This is a genomic window from Acinetobacter sp. GXMZU3951 (assembly GCF_054457875.1).
Map to the genome: position 1 here is coordinate 551383 of NZ_JBTLFO010000001.1, position 22794 is coordinate 574176.

At 43.3% G+C, this 22794-nt stretch carries 15 protein-coding genes and 2 pseudogenes; 7 read left to right on the forward strand and 10 right to left on the reverse strand.

Translation table 11 applies throughout. The features are described from left to right. Positions 1–407: 407 nt before the first annotated feature. The 4 genes and pseudogenes from ACX17N_RS02580 to ACX17N_RS02595 form a co-directional block, all read left to right on the forward strand. Complete coding sequence (locus ACX17N_RS02580; RefSeq protein ID WP_458890996.1) at positions 408–3239, forward strand: ribonucleoside-diphosphate reductase subunit alpha; 2832 nt, start codon at positions 408–410, stop codon at positions 3237–3239. Between the two features lie 129 nt (positions 3240–3368). Further along, positions 3369–3497 (forward strand): preprotein translocase subunit YajC, encoded by a 129-nt coding sequence (locus tag ACX17N_RS02585; protein WP_458890997.1) that lies wholly within the window; start codon positions 3369–3371, stop codon positions 3495–3497. Positions 3498–3640: 143 nt separating this feature from the next. Further along, positions 3641–4924, forward strand: a complete 1284-nt coding sequence (locus ACX17N_RS02590) for a ribonucleotide-diphosphate reductase subunit beta (protein ID WP_458890998.1) — start codon at positions 3641–3643, stop codon at positions 4922–4924. A 105-nt stretch (positions 4925–5029) separates the two neighbouring features. Further along, positions 5030–5238 (forward strand): annotated as a pseudogene (locus tag ACX17N_RS02595) (IS5/IS1182 family transposase); the annotation flags it as partial. Between the two features lie 173 nt (positions 5239–5411). Here the strand turns inward: ACX17N_RS02595 and ACX17N_RS02600 are convergent. Further along, positions 5412–7586: an arylsulfatase gene (locus ACX17N_RS02600; protein WP_458890999.1), complete on the reverse strand. Its 2175-nt coding sequence runs from the start codon at positions 7584–7586 to the stop codon at positions 5412–5414. Positions 7587–7790: 204 nt separating this feature from the next. Further along, positions 7791–9023, reverse strand: a complete 1233-nt coding sequence (locus ACX17N_RS02605; RefSeq protein WP_458891000.1) for an anaerobic sulfatase maturase — start codon at positions 9021–9023, stop codon at positions 7791–7793. A gap of 839 nt (positions 9024–9862) precedes the next feature. Between ACX17N_RS02605 and ACX17N_RS02610 the strand changes: the two genes are divergently transcribed. The 3 genes from ACX17N_RS02610 (at position 9863) to ACX17N_RS02620 (ending at position 13268) form a co-directional block, all read left to right on the forward strand. Further along, positions 9863–10792: a LysR family transcriptional regulator gene (locus ACX17N_RS02610; protein WP_458891001.1), complete on the forward strand. Its 930-nt coding sequence runs from the start codon at positions 9863–9865 to the stop codon at positions 10790–10792. Positions 10793–11069: 277 nt separating this feature from the next. Further along, entirely contained in the window at positions 11070–12380 is a 1311-nt protein-coding gene (gene tcuC / locus ACX17N_RS02615; RefSeq protein WP_458891002.1) for a tricarballylate/proton symporter TcuC, read from the forward strand. Between the two features lie 93 nt (positions 12381–12473). Next, positions 12474–13268: a substrate-binding domain-containing protein gene (locus tag ACX17N_RS02620; RefSeq protein WP_458891003.1), complete on the forward strand. Its 795-nt coding sequence runs from the start codon at positions 12474–12476 to the stop codon at positions 13266–13268. Positions 13269–13581: 313 nt separating this feature from the next. Here the strand turns inward: ACX17N_RS02620 and ACX17N_RS02625 are convergent, their stop codons facing one another. The 8 genes and pseudogenes from ACX17N_RS02625 to ACX17N_RS02660 all read right to left on the reverse strand — a co-directional run bounded on the left by ACX17N_RS02625 (position 13582) and on the right by ACX17N_RS02660 (position 22718). Continuing rightward, positions 13582–14835 (reverse strand): DcaP family trimeric outer membrane transporter, encoded by a 1254-nt coding sequence (locus ACX17N_RS02625; RefSeq protein WP_458891004.1) that lies wholly within the window; start codon positions 14833–14835, stop codon positions 13582–13584. Between the two features lie 97 nt (positions 14836–14932). Further along, on the reverse strand, positions 14933–15988 hold the full coding sequence (locus tag ACX17N_RS02630) for an AbrB family transcriptional regulator (RefSeq protein WP_458891005.1): 1056 nt from the start codon (positions 15986–15988) through the stop codon (positions 14933–14935). Between the two features lie 49 nt (positions 15989–16037). After that, complete coding sequence (locus tag ACX17N_RS02635; RefSeq protein WP_458891006.1) at positions 16038–17537, reverse strand: tripartite tricarboxylate transporter permease; 1500 nt, start codon at positions 17535–17537, stop codon at positions 16038–16040. Between the two features lie 12 nt (positions 17538–17549). Continuing rightward, positions 17550–17996, reverse strand: coding sequence for a tripartite tricarboxylate transporter TctB family protein (locus ACX17N_RS02640; protein WP_458891007.1), 447 nt, complete (start codon positions 17994–17996; stop codon positions 17550–17552). A gap of 55 nt (positions 17997–18051) precedes the next feature. Then, positions 18052–19081, reverse strand: a pseudogene (locus tag ACX17N_RS02645) (Bug family tripartite tricarboxylate transporter substrate binding protein). A gap of 63 nt (positions 19082–19144) precedes the next feature. Beyond that, entirely contained in the window at positions 19145–20290 is a 1146-nt protein-coding gene (tcuB, locus tag ACX17N_RS02650; protein ID WP_458891008.1) for a tricarballylate utilization 4Fe-4S protein TcuB, read from the reverse strand. Further along, positions 20287–21687 carry an FAD-dependent tricarballylate dehydrogenase TcuA gene (gene tcuA / locus ACX17N_RS02655; protein WP_458891009.1) on the reverse strand — a complete coding sequence of 467 codons (1401 nt, stop codon included), beginning with the start codon at positions 21685–21687 and terminating at the stop codon, positions 20287–20289. The genes tcuB and tcuA overlap by 4 nt, the downstream gene beginning before the upstream one ends. Positions 21688–21785: 98 nt before the next feature. Continuing rightward, positions 21786–22718 carry a LysR family transcriptional regulator gene (locus ACX17N_RS02660; RefSeq protein ID WP_458891010.1) on the reverse strand — a complete coding sequence of 311 codons (933 nt, stop codon included), beginning with the start codon at positions 22716–22718 and terminating at the stop codon, positions 21786–21788. Positions 22719–22794: the final 76 nt, after the last annotated feature.

Below are 22794 nucleotides of genomic sequence, written 5' to 3' on the forward strand. Positions count from 1 at the left end.
TAATTTTTACAACCCACTCGCCCACTTGCTGTTACAAAATGATGTTTTATTAAGCAAATCAGACCATTGATCAGATTCTGACTGATCAATTGCATTCTTTTTTACTTATCCACAAGTTTATCTATAAGCAGATAAATCTAGCTTTGCTATGCTATGCCCTTGTCTAATAAGGCTTAAACTAGAAAGACAAAAACAAGGAATTTTGAGCAATCTTTTTTTGACATGAATCAGAAAAATTTTTAGTAAAATGTCAATATTGATCTACCCTCAATTTTCCCGTATCTTGTGTTCAATTCAATCTTAAACCACTAAGTCTTGTGTTTATTCCTCAAACACTGTGGCACACTTTTTGCCCAGTTCAAATGGTCCATAAACATAACAATAGATGACAATGGAGCTATGCTGACATGAGCGTAATCACATCCACCCCTGGTCAACTTCAGGTGATTAAACGAACTGGTGATGTTGCTGCTTTTGATGCCGAAAAAATTTCTGTCGCAATTGGTAAAGCATTTTTAGCGGTAGAAGGACAGCAAAGTGCTGACTCTAGCCGTATTCATGATCGCATTTCACAACTAACTGAAATGGTCATGAACACCTTTAACCGTCGTTTACCTTCAGGCGGTACTATTCATATTGAAGAAATCCAAGACCAAGTGGAATTGGCACTCATGCGTACTGGCGAACAGAAAGTTGCGCGTGCCTATGTGATCTATCGTGAACAGCGTGCGTCTGCTCGTCAGCAAACAGGTGCACACCATCACCCGACATTACAAATTACTGCACAAGACGGTCAATTAAAGCCACTAGACTTAAGTGCGCTCCAAGCGAAAGTAACAAAAGCGGCTGAAGGTTTAGAAGGCATCGATGCGCAAGCGATTATCGATGAAACTGTGAAAAACCTTTATAACGGTGTAAAAGAGTCAGACATCTCAACCACCATGATGATGGCGACACGTACCCGTATTGAACAAGAACCTAACTATACTTATGTGACTGCACGTTTATTGCGTGATGACTTGGTTGCGACTGGTTTAGAATTCTTAGGTCTTTCTACGGACACTTTAGAAAGCGATGCACTTGAAGCATTCTTGAAAAAAGGTGTTGAGTTAGAATTGCTTTCTGCGGACTTGCTTGACTTTGACCTTGCGAAGTTAGCTGCTGCGATTCAACCAGAACGTTCAAACCAGTTTACCTACTTAGGTCTACAAACTTTATTTGACCGTTACTTCATCCATTCAAATGGTATTCGCTTCGAACTTCCACAATTGTTCTTCATGCGTGTTTCGATGGGTCTAGCACTGAACGAAGAAAACCGTGAAGAACGTGCAATTGAGTTCTACAACTTACTTTCAAGCTTCGATTACATGGCGTCTACCCCGACGTTGTTTAACTCAGGGACTTTACGCCCACAATTATCAAGCTGTTATTTAACCACCATTGATGATGACCTGTTCGACATTTATGGCGCAATGCGTGATAACGCGATGTTGTCTAAATGGGCAGGTGGTTTAGGTAATGACTGGACACCAGTACGTGCTTTGAACTCTTACATCAAAGGCACCAACGGTAAATCACAAGGTGTTGTACCGTTCCTGAAAGTGGCAAACGATACCGCTGTTGCAGTTAACCAAGGTGGTAAGCGTAAAGGTGCGGTATGTGCCTACCTTGAAACTTGGCACTTGGACATTGAAGAATTCCTAGAGCTGCGTAAAAACACAGGTGATGACCGTCGTCGTACGCATGACATGAACACAGCGAACTGGGTGCCAGACTTGTTCATGCAACGTGTGTTTGAAGATGCTGAATGGACACTATTCACACCATCTGAAACTCCTGACCTACACGACTTGATGGGTGTAGAGTTTGCTGAGCGTTATGCACACTACGAAGCTGTAGCAAAAGAAAATAACATGCTACACAAAAAAGTACGTGCTAAAGACTTATGGCGCAAAATGCTGTCAATGTTGTTTGAAACAGGTCACCCGTGGATCACATTCAAAGACGTATGTAACTTACGTTCACCACAGCAACACGTAGGTGTAGTGCACTCGTCGAACTTATGTACTGAAATTACGCTGAACACCAATAAAGACGAAATTGCAGTATGTAACTTGGGTTCAATCAACCTTGTTCAACACGTGCAAGGCGGTGTATTGGATCGTGAGAAATTGGCTCGCACCATTAAAACAGCCGTACGTATGCTCGATAACGTGATCGACATTAACTACTACGCAGTGCCACAAGCGAAAAACTCGAACTTGAAACACCGTCCTGTCGGTATGGGTATCATGGGCTTCCAAGATGCTTTATATGAAATGGGCATGGCGTATGGTTCAGATGCAGCGGTAGACTTTGCTGATGAATCAATGGAAGTGATTAGCTACTATGCAATCCAAACGTCTAGCGACTTAGCGGTTGAACGTGGCGCTTACTCGACCTTCAAGGGTTCATTGTGGGATCAAGGTATTCTTCCAATCGACTCTTTAAACAAAGTTGCACAATCACGTCCTGAGCGTATGTTCGAAGTTGATCGTACACAACGTTTAGATTGGGATTCTTTACGTGCAAAAGTACAAAAAGATGGTATGCGTAACTCAAACGTGATGGCGATTGCTCCAACAGCAACTATCTCGAATATTTGTGGCGTATCTCAATCGATTGAGCCAACTTTCCAAAACTTGTATGTGAAATCTAACCTTTCTGGTGAATTCACTGTGATTAACCCGTACTTGGTACGTGCGTTAAAAGAACGTGGTCTTTGGGATTCAGTCATGGTGAATGACTTGAAACACTTCGAAGGTTCTGTACAGAAGATTTCACGCATTCCAGAAGAGCTTAAAGCAATTTTTGCGACTGCATTTGAAGTTGAGCCACGCTGGATTGTAGATGCGGCTTCACGTCGTCAAAAATGGATTGACCAAGCGCAATCGCTAAACCTTTACATTGCTGGCGCAAATGGTAAGAAACTTGACATCACCTATAAGATGGCATGGTTACGCGGTTTAAAAACCACTTATTACCTCCGTGCATTAGGTGCAACATCGGCTGAGAAATCAACCATTAACACGGGTGCATTGAATGCGGTTAAGGCCACTACAGTCGCAGCGCCTGTTGCAGCAGTAGCGGAAGAAAAACCAGTTGCAGCACCTGTGGTCGAAGATGAAGGTTTTGAACAAGCGGCACCAGTGCCAATGGCATGTTCAATTGACAATCCAGATTGTGAGGCTTGTCAGTAATAACCTCCCCTAACCCCTCCTTAAAGGAGGGAGAATCCTCGTAGCAAATGGCGGGATGCTAGTCCCTCTTTTTTAAAGAGGGATTTAGGGAGATTAAGAAGTTTGCAAGAAATTTAAAAGGAAAAGACCATGCTCCATATGACTCATAACTACATGTTAGGACTCGCGGTTTTGGTCTTTTCCTTTGTTTTCTTTTACGTGCCAATGGTCTACGCATTTGTAGCCATTCGCCATCAGCAGCGTAAGCAAAATAAGTAGTGGGGACACTTGCTCTACCGAACAAAATTAGAGCATTTATCGACAAAACTTAATTTTGCTTACACAAATTGAGCGTATAGTAGGACATCTTCTTGGTTGAGATGTCTTCATAAAAGATATAAAGCAACGAAGAGAGAATTGATATGTCTATCCTAAGTTGGGACGATTTAGAAGATGATTCGCAAAAACCGGCTGCACCTGAGCACAAGTCTGCGCCCGTCGAACCGCAAAAAGCGCCTGCTGCGCCGTTGGTATCTAATGCAGAGCAACCACAGAAGAATGTGGCAGCTCCACAATCCGCTGGAACCCGTTCAGTGCGATCAACAGATCCAGCCGATCCGTTGGCAAGAGCATCTAACGCTCTAGAAACCTTGGACGTTGCGCCTGGTCTTGAAGAGCTTGAGATGGGTGCTCAACGTGTACAAGTTGACGACAAAGCTATGATTAACTGTCGTGCGGACTTGAACCAACTGGTACCGTTCAAATACGAATGGGCTTGGCAGAAGTATCTAGATGGTTGTGCCAACCACTGGATGCCGCAAGAAGTGAACATGAACCATGACATCGCACTTTGGAAGTCTGAAAATGGCTTAACTGAAGATGAGCGTACCATTGTGATGCGTTCTTTAGGTTTCTTCTCGACTGCAGACTCATTGGTTGCAAACAATTTGGTCTTGGCGATTTACCGCCACATTACCAACCCTGAATGCCGTCAGTACATTTTGCGTCAAGCCTTTGAAGAAGCGATTCACACCCACGCTTACCAATACTGTATTGAATCTTTAGGTATGGATGAAGGCGAAGTCTTCAACATGTACCGTGAAGTTCCATCAGTCGCGCGTAAAGCGGCTTGGGGCTTAAAGTATACGCAATCATTGAGTGACCCAACCTTCCAAACAGGTACACCTGAAAACGACCAAATTTTGCTTCGCAACTTGATCGCATTCTACTGTGTACTTGAAGGCATCTTCTTCTACTGTGGTTTCAGTCAAATCTTATCGATGGGTCGTCGTAACAAGATGAACGGTGTTGCCGAGCAATTCCAATACATCTTGCGTGATGAATCTATGCACTTGAACTTTGGTATCGACATGATTAACCAAATCAAGATTGAAAACCCGCATCTTTGGACGGCTGAATTCCAAGAAGAAATCATCCAGATGATTCTTGAAGGTACGATGCTCGAAATCGAATATGCACGTGACACGATGCCACGCGGTGTATTGGGTATGAATGCAGGTATGATGGAAGAATACTTGAAATTTATCTGTAACCGTCGTTTAAGCCAGCTGGGCTTACCTGAACAATTTGCTGGTGTGAATAATCCATTCCAGTGGATGTCAGAAATGATGGATTTACGTAAAGAGAAGAACTTCTTTGAAACTCGCGTAACAGACTACCAAACAGGTGGTGCGTTAAGCTGGTAATTATATCACCGTCACGCGACACATAAGTTGTCATAGACGACTTAATGAAAAGGCTGCCATTCGCAGCCTTTTTTAATATCAATAATAAATTATATGATTCAAGACAAAACGATATGGAAAAACTGGTCAGGCTATCATTGCCAAAGTTTGGTTGAAACCAAGATGTATTGCATCAAATTATTGAGAGATAAACTTAGTGCGAGAAACTTTCAAAGCCAAGTGAATGAGATTCACGCCCCTTGCGCAGCAATGCTGTTCAAGTACTCAATAAATTTAAGGATTTAGGCAGACCTCATACCCGAGTTGTATCTTAAATTTAGATAACTTAGGTGAACCTTAATATTAAATCTTTGTGCAACAAAGCATTTTGGAATAAGTATTTAGAGATCGGTTTGTGCAACAAAGCCATTATCAGATGAGAGAAAAGGGCTGTGATAATCTATCACAGCCCTTTTTACTAATTTAACCTACTTATGGATAAGTTGGATTAATCGATGATGGTCGTTGTTACGCTTTCAATTCTTTGATTGAAATTAAACGGTGCTTGGTAGACCTTGCTAACGCCACCACCTTCGTCTTCACCAACCGCCACACCATCGTCAAGTGAGAACAGTTGTGCGACAGTATTAGGAATCAGCTTTTTAGCAACAAGCTTGCCATTCAGGTAAAGATAAGCATTACCACCCTTACCTTGACCTTGGGCATTACCTTTACCACCGACTCCATTCTCATCGTAGCGGAACTTAACGGTAATTTCATTATTGCCTTGTTTCAGCGCTTCTGAACTTGTGACTATAGTATCTTCTAGCCAGTTGTACTCAAACGTAGGTGTACCGTTTTTAATGAACAAAGTCCAACCTGCAAAATTACTACCTTGAGCAATCACTACACCATTGGTGTTCTGTGCATCAGTCGTTGAGACCTTAGCCACGATGTCGAAAGACTTGTTCTTGATATTTAAGAACGAATTTTCTGGAATACCCACTGCACCCGAATAGAGCGTCAGCGATTTTTTACCAAACATGGCATCCGGACGGCCCGCAATTTCAGCATTCATGCGTTCAAGGGTTCGGTCATCAATAGGATACACATGGTTCTTTTGCGCCTCTTTATCAAACATTGCTTTCATTTCTTTCAACTTCTCTGGATTTGAAGCAGCAAGGTCCTTAGCTAAGGAGAAGTCTTTAGTTATGTCATAAAGTTCCCATTTATCATTTTGCAAGGTATTAAATGGCTTGTTGTCTTCCCAGAGAGCAAAATGGTTGGCTCGAGCAAACCAACCATCATGATAGATACCTCGGTTGCCACCCACCTCGAAGTATTGGGTACTGTGCGTACTCTTCGCTTGAGCATTATTAAAGCTATCCAAGAAACTCACGCCTAAGATTGGAGATTGCTTCACGCCATCAACCGAGGTTGGTTGTGGTAAATGCGCAGCATCGAGTACCGTTGGTACAATATCAATGACATGTTGCCACTGCTGGCGAATGGTCTTGTCATTGGTCGTTATGCCTTTAGGCCAGCTCACCACCATGGCGTTCTGAGTCCCCCCAAAATCAGAGGCCATGCCCTTCATCCACTTGAACGGCGTTGAGCCAGCAATCGCCCAGCCAGCAGCATAATGACCAAAGCTGTTTTCACCACCAAGTTCATCAATATTTTTCAGCACGGTTTGCGGACTTTCTTCTATGCCATTGTAAAACGTTAGAGAATTGAAGCTACCATTACGATTACCTTCACCGCTGGCGCCATTATCACCGACGATGTAGAAGATCAATGTGTTATCAAATGTACCATTCTTCTTCAAGCTGTTGACAATGCGTCCAATTTCATGATCGGCATGCGCTAAGTAGCCTGCATAAACTTCCATTTCTCGCTCAAACACTTTTTTCTCGTCAGCGGTCAGGCTGTTCCAGCGCGGCACATTTTCCGGCATTGGCGTTAGGACAGTATTCGCGGGAATGATGCCCGCTTTCTTCTGACGTTCAAAACTTTGTTCTCTGAGCTTGTCCCAGCCCATGCTGAACTTACCTTTGTATTTATTAATCCATTCTTTCGGTGCCTGATGTGGCGCATGAGCAGCCCCCGGCGCATAATATACAAAGAATGGCTTATCAGCATTGTAGCTGTGCATTAAATTCAACCAATTAATCGTTTGATTGGTCATGTCCGTGGTGAAATGATAATCCTTGGTGCGGGGTGTTTTGATACGCGTGACGCCATCAACCAAAACTGGTTGAAATTGATCTGTTTCTCCTCCAAAGAAGCCATAAAATTTCTCAAAACCAATTTGGGTCGGCCATACATCTTGAGCACCCGCTGGTCCAGTCTGCCATGGTGGAATTTCATGGTTTTTACCAAACATGGCGGTGTTATAGCCGTTGTACTTGAGGACTTTCGGCAAAGCACCAATATAATTTGGGCGAGCGCCCGTATTACCAGGGAAGGCCGTTGCTGTTTCCGCGATAGAGCCCATATTGTTTTCATGATGGTTACGCCCAGTGAGCAGCGCAGTTCGCGTTGCTGAGCTGACGCCCGTGGTATGAAACTGGTTATAGATCAAACCATTTTTTGCCAATGCATCCAGCGTTGGCATTTCAACCGCGCCACCAAACAAGGCCGATTGGCTATAGCCAACATCATCAAGCAGGATGACAAGCACGTTTGGCGCACCCTCTGGTGCCGCAACGGGTTTTTTTGCTCAGGACGCTTTACATCACGCACATCTAGCTGAGAGTAAGTTTTAGGTTCGGTATCTGGAATAGGCAGTTGCAAGCGATTTGGTTCTGCTGCGGAGGTCAGACACGGTAATATGGCACTTGTTAACGCCAGAGATTTTGTTAATTTCTTCATCAATTTTAACCTTTTACTGATTGTTCTTCTTAAGTATTAAAGGGCCGTTTAACGCTTGCATTACATAGCTAGCTGGGTAGCCATTACTTAGTAGCAAAGTCATTGCATGCAAGTACTTCTCAACGTGGCTAAAGAAACTGAAATAGCCCTCGCACAGGAGATTTTCATATTCTCCTTTGTCGGTCAAATGGCGCTGTTTTGGACACCCTCCATTACATAGCTTTAAAAATTTACAGCTCTTACAGCGCGAAGAAAGGCGCTTTTTCTTAGATAGTAAATGGAAATCCGATTTTTCATGAATCTCAATCAATTTGGTTTGCGTAATGTTCCCCATTTTGGATTCTGGATAGGCAACGTGATCGCAGAAATACACATCACCATTGGACTCAACTGCGTATGAGGCACCACATTCACTGGCATGAATGCAATTGGGTGAAGGATTACCGATATATTGTGTGAGTGCTTGCTCGAAGTTGGAAATAAAAATGTCCCCGACATCCTTTTTAATCCAAGTATCAAACACTTTGATTAGAAATTGCCCGTACTCATGAGCAGTCACACTCCATTCTGTTGGCTGTTGCTGAAGATTACCCTCAGTGATGTCGACTAAAAATAGGCCAGAGCTGAAAGATTGTCCACGCTGCGCTTCTTTGGCTGAAGGTAAAAATTCAACCACAGGAGAAAACTGCAGGTGTTTGACATTGTTTTCTCGGAAGAATTGATAGATTTCTTCAGCATGTTCACAGTAATCATGAGTTACACAGGCGAGCACGTTGTATTCAACCCCAAAGTTTTGGAACAACTTCAGTGCGTTGTAAGTTTCCTTAAATGCGCTGCGTCCACGCTTGGTTCGATACTTTGCTTGGATATGTTCTGGACCATCAAGGCTAAGACCAACCAAAAAATTGTTATCGCGGAAAAATTTACACCATTCTTCGGTAATTTTAGAGCCGTTTGTTTGTAACGTATTTTTGATTACTTTGTTGCCAGCATATTTTTTTTGTAGTGATACAGCCAATTCAAAAAATTCTAGGCCAATTAATGTGGGCTCACCGCCATGCCAAGCAAACTCGACGGTTGGTGTTTGCTGACTTGATATATAATTAATTATGTATTGTTCTAGTATCTCATTACTCATCAATTTTTTAGAATCGATAAGCTCGTCCTTCTCAAGATAAAAACAGTATTGGCAATCATAATTACATAAAGCACCAACCACCTTAGCTGTTGTGTGAATCCCTTGCATAGAAAGACCTTTTTTTATTCTTATCAGTTATGTTATGTCGCAGCAGCTTAAATGTAAATTTAATTTTGCACTTCTTTCATAAGGCTCAAAACTCTATTTTTTCTGATGAAATGAACTAAAAGTCTTGCAGGATTAATGCATGATCTGTAAATCAAATACATGAATTCAGAAAAGCTTCATGATCCTCCGTTCAAGCGATACACGGGCATCTCCTAGTCAAACCTTTATGTAATGGTGGCGCAATTCACAAAACATGTTGCAACTAAAGGTAGACCATCCAAGTTAAGCATGGAAGATCAAATTCTGCTCTGTCTAAGCTATTGGCGCGGATACAAAAACCGTATTTCACTTTGCAACAAATTACGGAATCTCTAAATCCACAGCATCAAGAGTTGCCCGTTAGGCTTCAGACTGTTTGATTCAGTCCAATTTATTTAATTTATCGAAGAAATTACCCAAAGGTGAAGATATAGATTGGCATGTGGTCATTGTGGATGCCACAGAAATTCCAGTTCAGCACAAATATCTGAAGGAAAGCTCTCACTTAAGAGCTGCCTCGAGTTTCCACAATATTTACGTTCGCGGTTATTGATCATCCTATGCAAACCACAGATAAGATAAAGATGCCCTTTGCACCGTTATTTGATGGTTCTTAGAGGCTGGTCTATGGATATGAGAAAAACTGCATCTCAAAGTTTATTTTTTATTCAAAAATGCCATTTTCTACGCATTCTTTTACCCAATACTTTTCTGTATTGCTGTTAAAATTAATCCTCATGAGCGATTTTCCAATCCTTCATAACTCTATAAATCAAGGATGATTAGCGAATATATTCATTATGGAAATCAAGCAAATAAAATATTTTTTGACGGTGGTAGAAGCTGGCAGTATTGGAAAGGCCGCGCAAAAGCTGGATGTTGGTGCTTCAGCCATTAGCCAGCAAATTAGTAAACTCGAGCAGGAACTGTCTATTCGCTTATTACAGCGGAATGCCTTTGGGGTAACCCCCACTCCAGCGGGTCTGGCTTTTTTAAAACACTCGCAGTTAATTCTAAGACAAATCAATTTTGCAGTTGATGCAGCTCATTCTGCACGACTCTCAGGCCACGTCAGCCTCGGCTTTCCACCGACGATTATGGCGTTGCTTGGAATACCCTTCATGAAATTAATGTCTGATCGTTATCCCGACATTCGGCTTGAAATTGTGGAAACGCTGTCGGGTAATCTAATTCAGGCCATCAATTCACGTCAGCTTGATCTTGCGATTATTTTTACCAATGAAATTGATAAACAGTGGTCAATACAGCCGCTAGTACGTGAGCAAATGTATTTGATGGCTCGAAAAGAAGTGCTGCAACAATATGGTCTTGCCGAGTGCATCAAGAGTGGCATCATCCAGTCGAAACAAATCGGGGATATTCCTTTAGTATTGCCCCGTCAGCGACATAGTTTAAGAAAACTCTTAGAAAACAAGATTGGACAGCTAAATGTGGTCTATGAAATTGATGGTCTACATTTACTCATGGATAGTCTTGTTCATCTCGACCTGGCAAGTGTTCGACCGGGCAGTGCCTGCCTACCAGAATACCAGCCTAAATTAGAATTACTAAAGGTCGTTGATCCAGAAATCGAGCGTATAAATTATCTGGTGAGTCTCGCGGAAGAAGAATTATCTCCTGCTGCATTAGCCGCGAAATCGGCCATACGGGCGTGTGTGAGAGAGCTGATTCAAAATCAGAGCTGGCCTTGCGCGGAAAATATTTTATAACCAACCATTAATTTTATTAAATACCCAATTAACTTTTACCTCTCTCCTATGCCGACTTTTTAAGATTACATTGTCGATGCAGGTTAAGCAGGTTTCTGCTTATTGCAATATAGATATGTAGTTTGAATAGGAAACAAGGCTTCACAGGGGATATGAAGGACATCATTGCGTCCCGTCTATCCCCACTCGCGATTTTAGGGTCTGCGTCATTCAACCCGAAGACCTAGCGATGCACTTATGTGAATGTTTCCGTTTTGTCAGGCCAAGGAGGTCTCCAATGGATGTCGTGAATAATCGTACGGCCACTTTTAAAAAAATATTAAATGTAACCAGTGGCAACTTTTTAGAGCAGTACGATTTTTTTCTTTTTGGTTTCTATGCCACTTATATTGCAGCAAAATTTTTTCACTCCGAAAATGAATATGTCTCTTTAATGATGACATTTACCGTATTTGCTGCTGGCTTTCTGATGCGCCCTTTAGGCGCGATTTTTCTAGGTGCCTATGTCGATAAAGTCGGTCGCCGCAAAGGTTTAATTGTAACCCTGAGCTTGATGGCGATTGGAACCATCTTAATTACCTTTGTACCAGGGTATGAAACCATAGGAATTCTTGCTCCAATTTTGGTGGTGATTGGACGTTTATTACAAGGCTTTTCAGCCGGTGTTGAATCTGGCGGGGTTTCTATTTATCTCGCGGAAATTTCAACCGATAAGAACCGTGGCTTTATTACCAGTTGGCAATCTGGCAGCCAACAAATTGCGGTTGTGTTTGCGGCATCACTGGGTTACTGGCTAAATACGGTATTAACCAATGCCCAAGTCGGTGAATGGGGTTGGCGTATTCCATTTCTGATTGGTTGTTTAATTATTCCATTAATCTTTTTATTCCGTCGAACCTTGGAAGAAACAGAGGATTTTAAAGCTCAGAAAACACATCCGACATCAAAAGAGATTTTCAATACACTGGTCAGTAACTGGCGTATCGTGCTTGCAGGCATGATGATGAGTGCCATGACCACAACCACATTCTATTTTATTACGGTTTACACCACGGTGTATGCAAAACGGACACTCGAAATGTCCGTGACCGATAGCCTTTTAGCCACAGTGTTTGTCGGTCTATCCAATTTCTTCTGGTTACCTATGGGTGGTCTGCTTTCAGACAAAATTGGTCGTCGTCCAGTTTTAGTGGGGATCACGACACTTGCCATCTTTACCACATATCCTGTTTTAAACTGGTTAGTGCATGACATTAGTTTCACCAACCTGTTGATAACGCTTGCTTACTTCTCCTTCTTCTTTGGCATGTACAACGGCACCATGGTGGCCACACTGGCCGAAGTTATGCCAAAACGTGTACGTACCGTTGGTTTCTCTTTAGCTTTCAGCCTTGCAGCCGCTATTTTTGGCGGAATGACACCGATGGCATGTACTTTCCTTGTGGAAAATACAGGAAATGCCAGCACCCCCGCTTTCTGGCTGATGTTAGCCGCGGTATGTAGCCTGATCTCAAGCTTATATCTCTGTCGTGGTTCTCAACAAAACAAGTCAGATGCCGTGACTGAACCCGCAAAACTGAACGCTTAATCTCCTAGCACCCCATCTTTAGTTTTAATAGACAGTACGGACAATCTTGAATGTCCGTGCTGTGCTCTCTTGCACGCAAAAATGAGGCACTACATGAAAAAATTCTCTATTTTAAAATCGTTTATTTTCACCAGCGCAAGTTTAATCGCGACATGGAGCCATGCAGACACACTCGAAGTGATTAGCTCTGGCGGGTTTTATTCATCCATGGAAAAACTCATTCCAATCTTTGAACAACAAACAGGTCATACCATTCATCTCTCGTCTGGTTCGTCTATGGGCGCATCACCTACCGCTATACCAAATAGACTGGATCGTGGAGAGCGTTTTGATGTTGTGGTGCTTGCGGCTCCAGAATTGAGTAAGCTGGCCGAAAAGGGCTATGTAGAACCAGCGTCACAACGCGATTTAGTGAAATCTAGTATTGGGATGGCAATTCCCAAAGGGGCTAAAAAGCCGGATATTAGCTCTGCAGAGAAATTCGAAAAAGTTTTGTTAAATGCAAAACATATTGGTTACTCAGCCAGTGCAAGCGGCACCCACCTCGAAAAAAATGTCTTCCCAAGCTTTCCTGCTGTTGAATATAAAATTATTTCCAGCAAGGCAGAAAAAGTGGTCGGTGATCGCGTTGCCAAGCGTATAGCCGAAGGACAATTTGATATTGGATTCCAGCAAATCAGTGAAATTAAGCCTTTTACAGGCAAATATGGACAAGTTGAATTGGTGGGTGCAATTCCAGCGCCTTATCAAAAAGTCACGATTTTTTCTGCGGGAATTGGCAAAGACTCGGAACACGAAAAGACAGCCAACGCATTAATTCAGTTTGTAAAATCCCCGCAAGCGACACAGATTATTGAGGATCAGGGACTAGAACAAATCCCACAGTAAAATGATGGTATAAGACAACATCTGCACAGGATGTTGTCTTTTTTTACGCGTTCATTTCTGGTCACAGCATAACAATCGGGACAAATTGCGCTGTAAAGCCATCAATCGCTCTAGATTGGCTCAGATATTTGAAGCATGAAATGTTTTGTCGGGATCGCCTTTGGCACTTGGGCCGTGTACGGATAGATAGAGATCTAAGCCTAAAAAGCTCAATCCATGCTAAAGGTAAAACAAGACTTGAGCTGATAGTTAGATTGAGTTGAGCACACAGAAAATCAGGAAAGTGAATATCTGCTATACCTTATTGCATGATCTAGAATTCGTATTTCGCCATCATTTCTATACGATTATCTTTCCCTAACCGATCATTCACGGTATGACGCTCCCCATAGACATATTCCAGTCCGAAAGTGAGCGGCTTATTGGGTTTGAACATCATATTGACCCAGCCCTGTTGTAACTTCTCATTGGCATCTTTCGTAATATAGTCTTTATCCGCATAGATCAATGCACCATAGCCAAGCGTGCTTCTCAGCTTTGGATTAAATTGATAGGTAAGACCCATTTGAAAGGCATCAAAATCAATTAATTCAAGATCATCTCCATTCTGGATATAGCGTCGATTATCGGAACTTGCCAGTAATAATTTGTTGTCTCCAGCCACATGTGAATAGTTGCTATTGAATAATAAAGATGGCGTGATTTTATAACGCAGTCCTAGCGCAGCGCCCCACCCCAGTTCTGTTGCATCATTTTCACTGCGTAGGCGGACTTCTTGAATTAAACCACGTGCCGTCATTACCCCTTTACCTGCGGCAAATTCATGCTTCAATTTACCCGCCAGTAATGGCAGACGGTTATCGTCATTGCCTTTTTCTAAACTTAAAAAATACGTGGTGAGGGCATTAACGGGTTGGGAATAGCGCACCATTGGATTACGCGTGGTACCGCCCCCTAGTGCAGTATTTGAATCGAGCATTTCGGGTGCAGTTTCAGTGGAAAGAAAACTAGAGGTGGTCTGACCCACCAACCAGCGGTCATAATTTAAATAAACATGACGAAGACGTGCCGTATCCTTATTTTCTCCACCCCGAAAATCTATTTCAATTTTTCCTTTTAATGCATGCTCAGCTAAAGGGGTAGTAAAATCTAGACCAATGCGTGTGGCATTGATGGTGCTATCCAAGCGATCTTCCGTGGCTTTTTTCCCGGGATCGCCTTCTAAGACCACACTATTAATCCGGTTAAACATACCTTTGGCACCTTCAATCTGGTATGCAACATCCGCCCGAACAAATCCATACAAACTTACCTCGCTCCCCGATGGTGTTTGCCCTTTTGATCGCGCTGGCGTATTTTTTTCGATGGGCTGAACAACACTGCTTGCTGCAACTGGTGTGGCGGTCAGGTTCGGAACTGATTTCGCTTGCTGCGCCTGAAGCAGTTGTCGAAGTTCATTCACTTCCGCGCGTAACTGTTCAATTTCACTGGGCTGATTGGCATGGGTAAAAGCACTGATTGTGGTCAAGCTTGCGATGAGAACCATCTTAGGTGAATTAAATTTCATTTTGCATTCCATGTATTTTATTTAAAAAAACCGTGTTGTTCGTCCATTTACACAAATTGTAGGTACACGTTCCCCCTGAATGAGCTGCTTCAGTTGCTTAAAAGGTCTTGTTTTCTGATCTGAAAAACAGTTGAAGACTGCGTTGATAAAAAAAGTGCGTGGTGAGAATGACAAAAATTAATCTGGAAAGCTGAAAGGCCACAACAATCGGCACTGTGAGTCCTAAAGCTTTGGCCATGAGTGACATTTCTGCGATCCCGCCTGGAGAAAGACCTAAAATCAAAATTTGCTTTTCGGTATGGCTTAAATTCACCAGTAACAAGGCAAAGCTGATTGATAACAGCAACGCCAACACATTGAAGAGCAAAGTCACCCCTATAAATTTTTTGTTGTTTTTTAAAAAACTAAACGGGAATTTGCTACCCAATGACCAACCAATACAGACTTGTCCCAAAGCAATTAACCATTCTGGAAATCTCAGTTGAAGTATCTCGCAAAATGACAACAGTCCAATAATGGTCAGTGGGCCTAGAATCCAAGCATTCAGCAGATTAAAAAATTCAAATACCTTCCCAAAAAACACAGCCAGTCCAAACAGCAGCAGCACCTGAAAAAGACCAAATCGCTCGCTATCTTGTAGCGGCAAACCAGACCATTCGACTTGAAAATAAAAATGCATAAACACTGGCACCAACACCACCAGAATCACAATTCTCAAACTATGTGCAGCAACGACTTTATCGACCTGTGCGTGGTGCCGTTCTGCAATATTCACCATCTCACTGGCACTGCCAATGGCTGAAGAAAACCATGCGGTCGCCCAATCCAGAGCATTGATTCGATATTGCAAAACCGCCAGCATAGTCCCCAGTAAAAGTGACCATGCCATGCCAAGCAGGATAAAGCCCCAATACGCAGCCACGGCTTGTACCAGTGCGGGGGTAAAGTAAAGCCCTAAGGCCATACCAATAATGATCTGTCCTACACGTCGCCAGCGCGGATCACAAGCCAGTGGATGCCCAACACTACCAAGCAACAAGGCCGTCAATAACGGCCCCAGTAGCCATGGTAAAGGCATATGCACATAATGGGCGAATATGGCTCCCAGCAGGGCGATGACCAATCCTTTGAGATTTGAGCTGATTGTGTTCATAATTTTCAGCAATAATCGTCAACAGATGCCGACCATTATTGCCGTCCTGTTAAGCTGTTTGTTTTTTGATGTACAAGTATTTACGTACGATTGGCAAGATCAGTAACAATCCCGACATGATCCAGAGCCCCATACTGATGTTACTGCTCCACAAAATGTTGAGTTCGCCTTGAGAAATAGACAAGGCACGACGTAAATTAGATTCCATCAACTGTCCAAGAACAAAGCCAAGAATTAACGGTGCCAATGGGAAATCAAATTTTCTTAGAATATATCCAAACACGCCCAAGCCTATGCAGAGCAGCAAGTCAAAGATATTGGTGTGAATGGCGTACACCCCAACAAAGCTGACACTGGCAATAATTGGAATCAGAATATAATTAGGAATACTTAGCATGCGGGCAAAGAAGCCTACCAATGGCAAGTTCAATACCAGCAGAATAATGTTACCGACCATCAACGAGGCAATCAGCGACCACACCAATACGGGTTCCTGAGCAAATAATTGAGGACCTGGAGTAATGTTGTACATGAGCAAAGCGCCCATCATGACCGCAGTTGTACCTGAACCTGGCACCCCCAAAGTCAACATCGGGACAAATGAACCACACGCTGCTGCGTTATTGGCACTTTCAGGTGCAGCAAGACCTCGCAGATCACCTTTACCGAACTTACTATTGTCACTTGCCATCTTACGTTCAGTGGTATAAGCCATGGCACTTGCAACGGTTGCACCTGCACCAGGTAAAATTCCTGAGAAGAAACCAATCAATGCACCACGAATAATGGTCGCCAATGAACTGAGCAATTCTTTTAGGTTAAATAGTGAACGTTTGCCCTGCTCCATCGCGACTTTACCAATCGTGGTTCGTTCAAGCAGTAATAAGATTTCACTTACACTAAATAATCCGATGACCAAAGTAGTAAAGGCAATTCCGTCACTTAAGCCCACACTGTTAAAGGTAAAGCGATAAACACCGGTAATGGCATCCATTCCCACAGTCGAAAGAGCCAAGCCCATTAAAGCCATAATCAGAGTTTTAAAGGGTTGCGTACTGACCAAACCGGTTAAACAAACAATTGCAAACACCATTAAGGCAAAATATTCAGCTGGACCAAACGCGATTGCCCATTTCGCCAAGATTGGAGCAAACAAGACAATACCAATAAAAGCGATCGTACTGCCAATAAAGGAGCTGACCGAAGATAAAGACAGTGCAATACCCGCCTTGCCTTGCTGTGCCAATGGATAACCGTCTAAGGTGGTCATAATGGCCCCAGCATCCCCAGGTACGTTTAAGAGAATCGCTGAAATACGTCCGCCATACTCACAACCCAAATAGACTGCTGCCAATAAAATTAATGCACTATCGACTGGTAGACCTAAGGCATAGGCAAAAGGCAATAAAATTGCCACACCATTAATAGGACCTAAACCTGGCAATAAACCAACAATTGTTCCAATAAATGCACCAATAAAGGCAATTAGGAGATTCTGCGGTTGTAAGGCAACCTCGAAACCTGTCATTAAAAAACTTAATACGTCCATATCAGGTCATCCTTAACCAAAAAATCCAAGTGGTAATGGCACATCCAAGAAACGGTCAAACATATAATAGGTACTAATGCTCAGCACCAAGCCTGTAACCAAAACTGGTACGGTTTTGCCATGGAAAAGTTTGCCCACTGCAACCGTCATCAACAGCGTGGCCACAATAAAGCCTAGCCATTCAAAAATTAATGCATACAGAGTTAAAGCGACCGTACACAACACTAACTTACCAAGCAGATGTTTAGTCCAATGCAACTCCACCGGTTCAAACATAATGGCTGGGCGGACTGTCAGATATACGGCACTCGCTGTAATTAAGCCCATTAATAGAATCGGAAAGGCTTTAGGTCCCACTGGATCGTAGGAAATTGGCGCTTCAAAATTGCTTGCATAGATCAGCAAAAATAATCCACACACTGCAATAATGGCGGTAAGAATCCGTTCAGATTTCATCATCTATCCTCAAAACAAAAACTGAGTTGAGCAATAGTTTCTCAACTCAGTCCATTTGCTATTTTGATAATTTATATTCTTGCGACAATTTGCGCATTTCTTCGGTCTGCTTATATACATAAGCCGTCAGTTCTTCACCTGTCATCTGAAATGGGAGCAGATCTTGGTTGTTACGTATTGCTTCATATTTTTGGTCAGCCATCATTTTATCGAAGGCATTTTTCCACCAGCCATAGGCTTCATCACTAACTTTTGGCCCCATATAGAAACCACGAATGACTGGCCATTCAATGTCATAGCCCTGCTCTTTGGCAGTACGTAGCTGTGAGAACTTCCCATCTAAGCGTTTGTCAGCAAATACAGCCAAAACACGAATATCACCAGATTCTAAGTGTGAGCCGACTTCACTGACATTGCCGACACCAACTTGAATATGCTGCCCCAACAATGAAGTCAGAACCTCACCTCCACCTTCAAGTGCAACAAATCTCAAGTCGGTAGGACTAATGCCGGCTTTTTTTGCCAACATTGCAGTTTGCATCCAGTCTTGACCACCGACACTTCCTGCACCACCAAAGCTAATCGCTTTAGGGTTTTCTCGGAGGGCTTTCATGAGGTCATCAAGGTTTTTCAGTGGTGAGTCTTTATGTACCGAAACCAAACCATAATCCACGGCGACCCCAGACAACCATTTCACATCTTTTTCACTGAAGTGCCCAAATTTTCCTTGTGCCAAGTTCAAGAGTGACCCCGTCGAAAATGCAACTACGGCATCATTGTTCGCGGGATCATTGTTTACAATCTTATTATAGGCAACAGCCCCCACCCCTCCAGGCATATAGGTGACACGAATTGGGTCTTTGAGCTGTTCTGTTTGTTTAAAACCAGACTGGATCAGTTTACAAGTCATGTCAAAACCACCACCAGGCTTGGCTGGGGCGATACACTCTGGACGTTTAGGCTCACCAGCCGCTTTAGAAGCATTGCCTGAACCACAGCCCGCCATGCTCAATCCAACACATGCTAATGCGAGTAATTTTAAATTTTTCATTTCAAATACATCCTTATAACGCCTTTACTCTATTCATCTCTTTCGAGTTTTTTACCCTTAACCCTCATCGCCCTCCATGGTGCGATCCGGGTTAAAAATCTTATTTTGCTTTGCGCTTATGCTTTGCCATCCGCTCTTCCACTGCAAACTTCAGTAATGCTGCACTGCGGTAAAAACCATGGGCAAACTTGCCAAAAGGGATGGTCAAGAAGAAGGTCATGACCGTCGCCAAATGTATGATCAGTAAGAGTGCCATTGCAGAACTGTCACGGAAGGCCAGTAGTGCGAGCCCCGTAACACTGATTAACAGCAATAAGAAGATAAAACCGCGATCCATTGGCTTTTGTTCGGCATCACCATGCAGTGGATGGCGTTTGATATTCAGGTAGAGCAGACCTAATGGTCCAACAATCAAGCCAATCCCCCCTAAAGTGCCTAAAATGACAGGCAAACTGGTATAGGCATACGGTGCTTCTAGAGCAAGGAAGTAGTGATAGAAGGTCGCGACAGTTGTGGCCAAGAAACACAATAAGAATCCGTACATGGTGCAATGGTGAAACATGCGACGAATTTGGGTATAACGGTCATCTTCTTCATTACAGCCTTTACCGTGTCCTCCATCGAGATATTTCAGGGTCAAGACATTTTTAGAGGCTTGCAAAATGTCTGGCTGTGCCACACCTTCTGGAATAATGGTTGAAGTTTGCTTCCAAAACTTCGCTACTCCCAAACCTAGCAGCACAATGGCCGTGATAAAGACTGAACCAAATAAAACTGCTAAAAAGTTATGCGGGAAAATCGCATAAAAATCACCTTGGTATTGAGCAAATAGGTTAGTGCCATTGAGCCATACCCCAGCCAACATGAGCAGGAAGAAGCTCAGGGTCATGCCCGAGACCAGAGCAATACCGGTTTTTTTATAAATGGCGCCAAAAGAGGCAGGCACAGCAAACTGCTGATAGGTTTCCAAGCGCACTTGAGCCATCGCTTGTGGAATATTCACGCCAAATTCATGTGGCGGTGCATATTGGCAAGCATGTAAACATGCCCCGCAGTTGTGGCATAAGTTGGCCATATAGTGAATGTCGGCCTGCGTGAATTCCAAACGCTTGGTCATGGCTGGAAACACCGCACAGAAAGTTTCACAGTACCGGCAGGCATTACAAATCTGTAAGGCTTGCTTCACTTGCTGCTCATTTTCAGTCAATTGCACTACAGGAATTAAACTTTTGACATTGGAGTTCATATTAAAGCTCCCTGCTTCAATGCCGCTGCTGCAGCATTCTTACCGGCAATACGTCCAAAGGTGGTGCCTATCGACATCCCCACACCCGCGGTATAGCCCTGACCGAGTACATTTCCTGCCATCATTTCACCTGCCACATATAAATTTGGACTTGCGACATCGTTAAAACGGACGGCCGCATCATCTTCAACTTTCAGACCTAAATAGGTAAAAGTAATTCCGGGTCTTAAGGCATAGGCATAATAAGGGGGTTGATCGAGTGGAACGGCCCAATGTGTTTTGGCTGGGCTTAAATTTTCGGTATGACAATTGTCCAGTACCGTGTGGTTAAACTCACCTGCTACACAAGCATGGTTATAGTCCCTTACCGTTTTGGATAAGGTCGCCACATCTAAATTTAACTTTTGGGCGAGTTCTTCAATGCTGTTAGCTTGCGTCCCCTCAAAAACTGGTGGCATAAATTTACCCACCGATTTTGAATCGATAATTGAATAAGCAATTTGATTTGGCTGCTGTGCGACCAAACGTCCCCAAATGGCATAACGTTTGGGCCAGAAATCTTCACCCTCATCATAAAAGCGCTCAGCATTTTTATTGACCACAATACCTAAAGACACGCAGTCAATACGGGTACAAATACCGCCATCATACAAAGGAGCACGGGCATCCACTGCCACACAATGTGACTGCGACGGATCACCAATAATATCGGCCCCTTTATCCATCATGAATTTCAGTAAATTGCCTTGATTAAACCGAGTGCCACGAATAATGAAGTTATCCGCGGGCCATTCACCATTTGCGTTTTGACCCCAAGCTTGTTTTAACCATTCACGATTAGATTCAAAGCCGCCTGCGGCTAGGACACAAGATGCACCTTCAAAACGAGTGCCATCTGCGGCAATGGCGGCAATGAATTTGCCATCTTCAATCATCAATTCGGTAATCTTGGTGTTATAACGGATTTCAACCCCAAGATTTTGCGCGCTTCTGAAATAGGCATTGACCAGCGCCTTGCCTCCGCCCATGAAGAAAGCATTGGTTCGCGCAACATGGAGAGCACCCGATAAAGGCGGCTGAAAGTTCACTCCGTGCTGACGCATCCAGTCACGGCAATTCGCTGTAGTTCGAATCACCAGACGCGCTAAATGTTCATTGGTTTTACCCGCAGTGACTTTGAGTAAGTCTTGCCAGTATTCTTCTTCTGAATATGCATCCACCAACACATCTTGCGGAGCATCGTGCATACAGCGCAAGTTACGTGTGTGCTGTGAATTTCCCCCGCGCCATTCTTTTGGCGCTGCTTCGACGAGTAATACGGACGCCCCTGCCTCGCGAGCAGTGATCGCTGCACACAATGCAGCATTCCCACCGCCAATCACTATTACATCATGCATTCGATTTCTCCCTCTCGAATTTAGAGCAATTAAAACTCAAAAGAGGCAGTCATCGTGATGCTGAGGATTTAAATGGGTCTTTACTAAAACTAAATAGGCTAATAGTCTAAGAGCTCAACACTAGGCCATAAATCTTTATTTATTAAGTCTTTAATGCAAGTCTTGATGGCCACTTTGGTGGCAAGGCTGGCTGGTGATAGCTCTTCCTCTGCAATACTGATCAAATAATTCATTCGATTCAGCTCTGGAGAGATGATTTTGAGGAAGCACAGATCTGATCTTAAGTACTCAAAATAGGCACTGCCCGGCTGAATGGTCGCCATTTTCAGTTGACGCACGCAGTTCATCAGCAAATGCAGACCATCTATTTCAAACTCAACATTTAAAAGTTCAACTTTTTGCTCTAAGAACTTACGTAAACCATGATGTTGACTGGGTAAAGCCAAAGGCAGCTGATTCACTTTTTCAAATTCAATCTGTTTGTTGTGAATACAGTCTGCAAAACCATGCTGCTGCAGTAGGTCGGCATGTGCCATCAGAAACATCGGTTCTTTCAGCAAAGGCTGGACAGACCAGTGTGGATCAACATCTTGGGTAAAAATAATGGCAATATCCAGTTGGCGCGAATTGACCATGGCTGCCAGATTCCCAGACAGACTTTCAACCAGATGTACCTTAATCTCAGGATAACGTTTTGACATTAATTTCATTAAAGGCACGCCCAAGACCGAAGCAATACTTGGAGAAAATCCGACGCACACATGACCTGTTAAACGAGAAGAATGTGCGGCTTCAATGGCATATTGCGTATGCCTGAGCACCAGTTGCGCCTGTTTGAAAAAAGCTAATCCTGACGGCGTGGGCACCACGCCAGTAGAAGAGCGGCTTAATAAACGTGTACACAGTTCATCTTCAAGTTTAGCAATTTGCTGGCTTAAAGCCGAGGTACCGACATCTAGCTTTTGAGCAGCCTTCCCCAAACTGCCAGATTCAACAATGGTCACTAAATACTTGAGCTGCTTTAATTCCATGTCTTCCCCTACTTAGGCATATCCATCATCATCCCCCAATTATTCAAAATAAGGTCATGATCAATAGCGCGAGCAT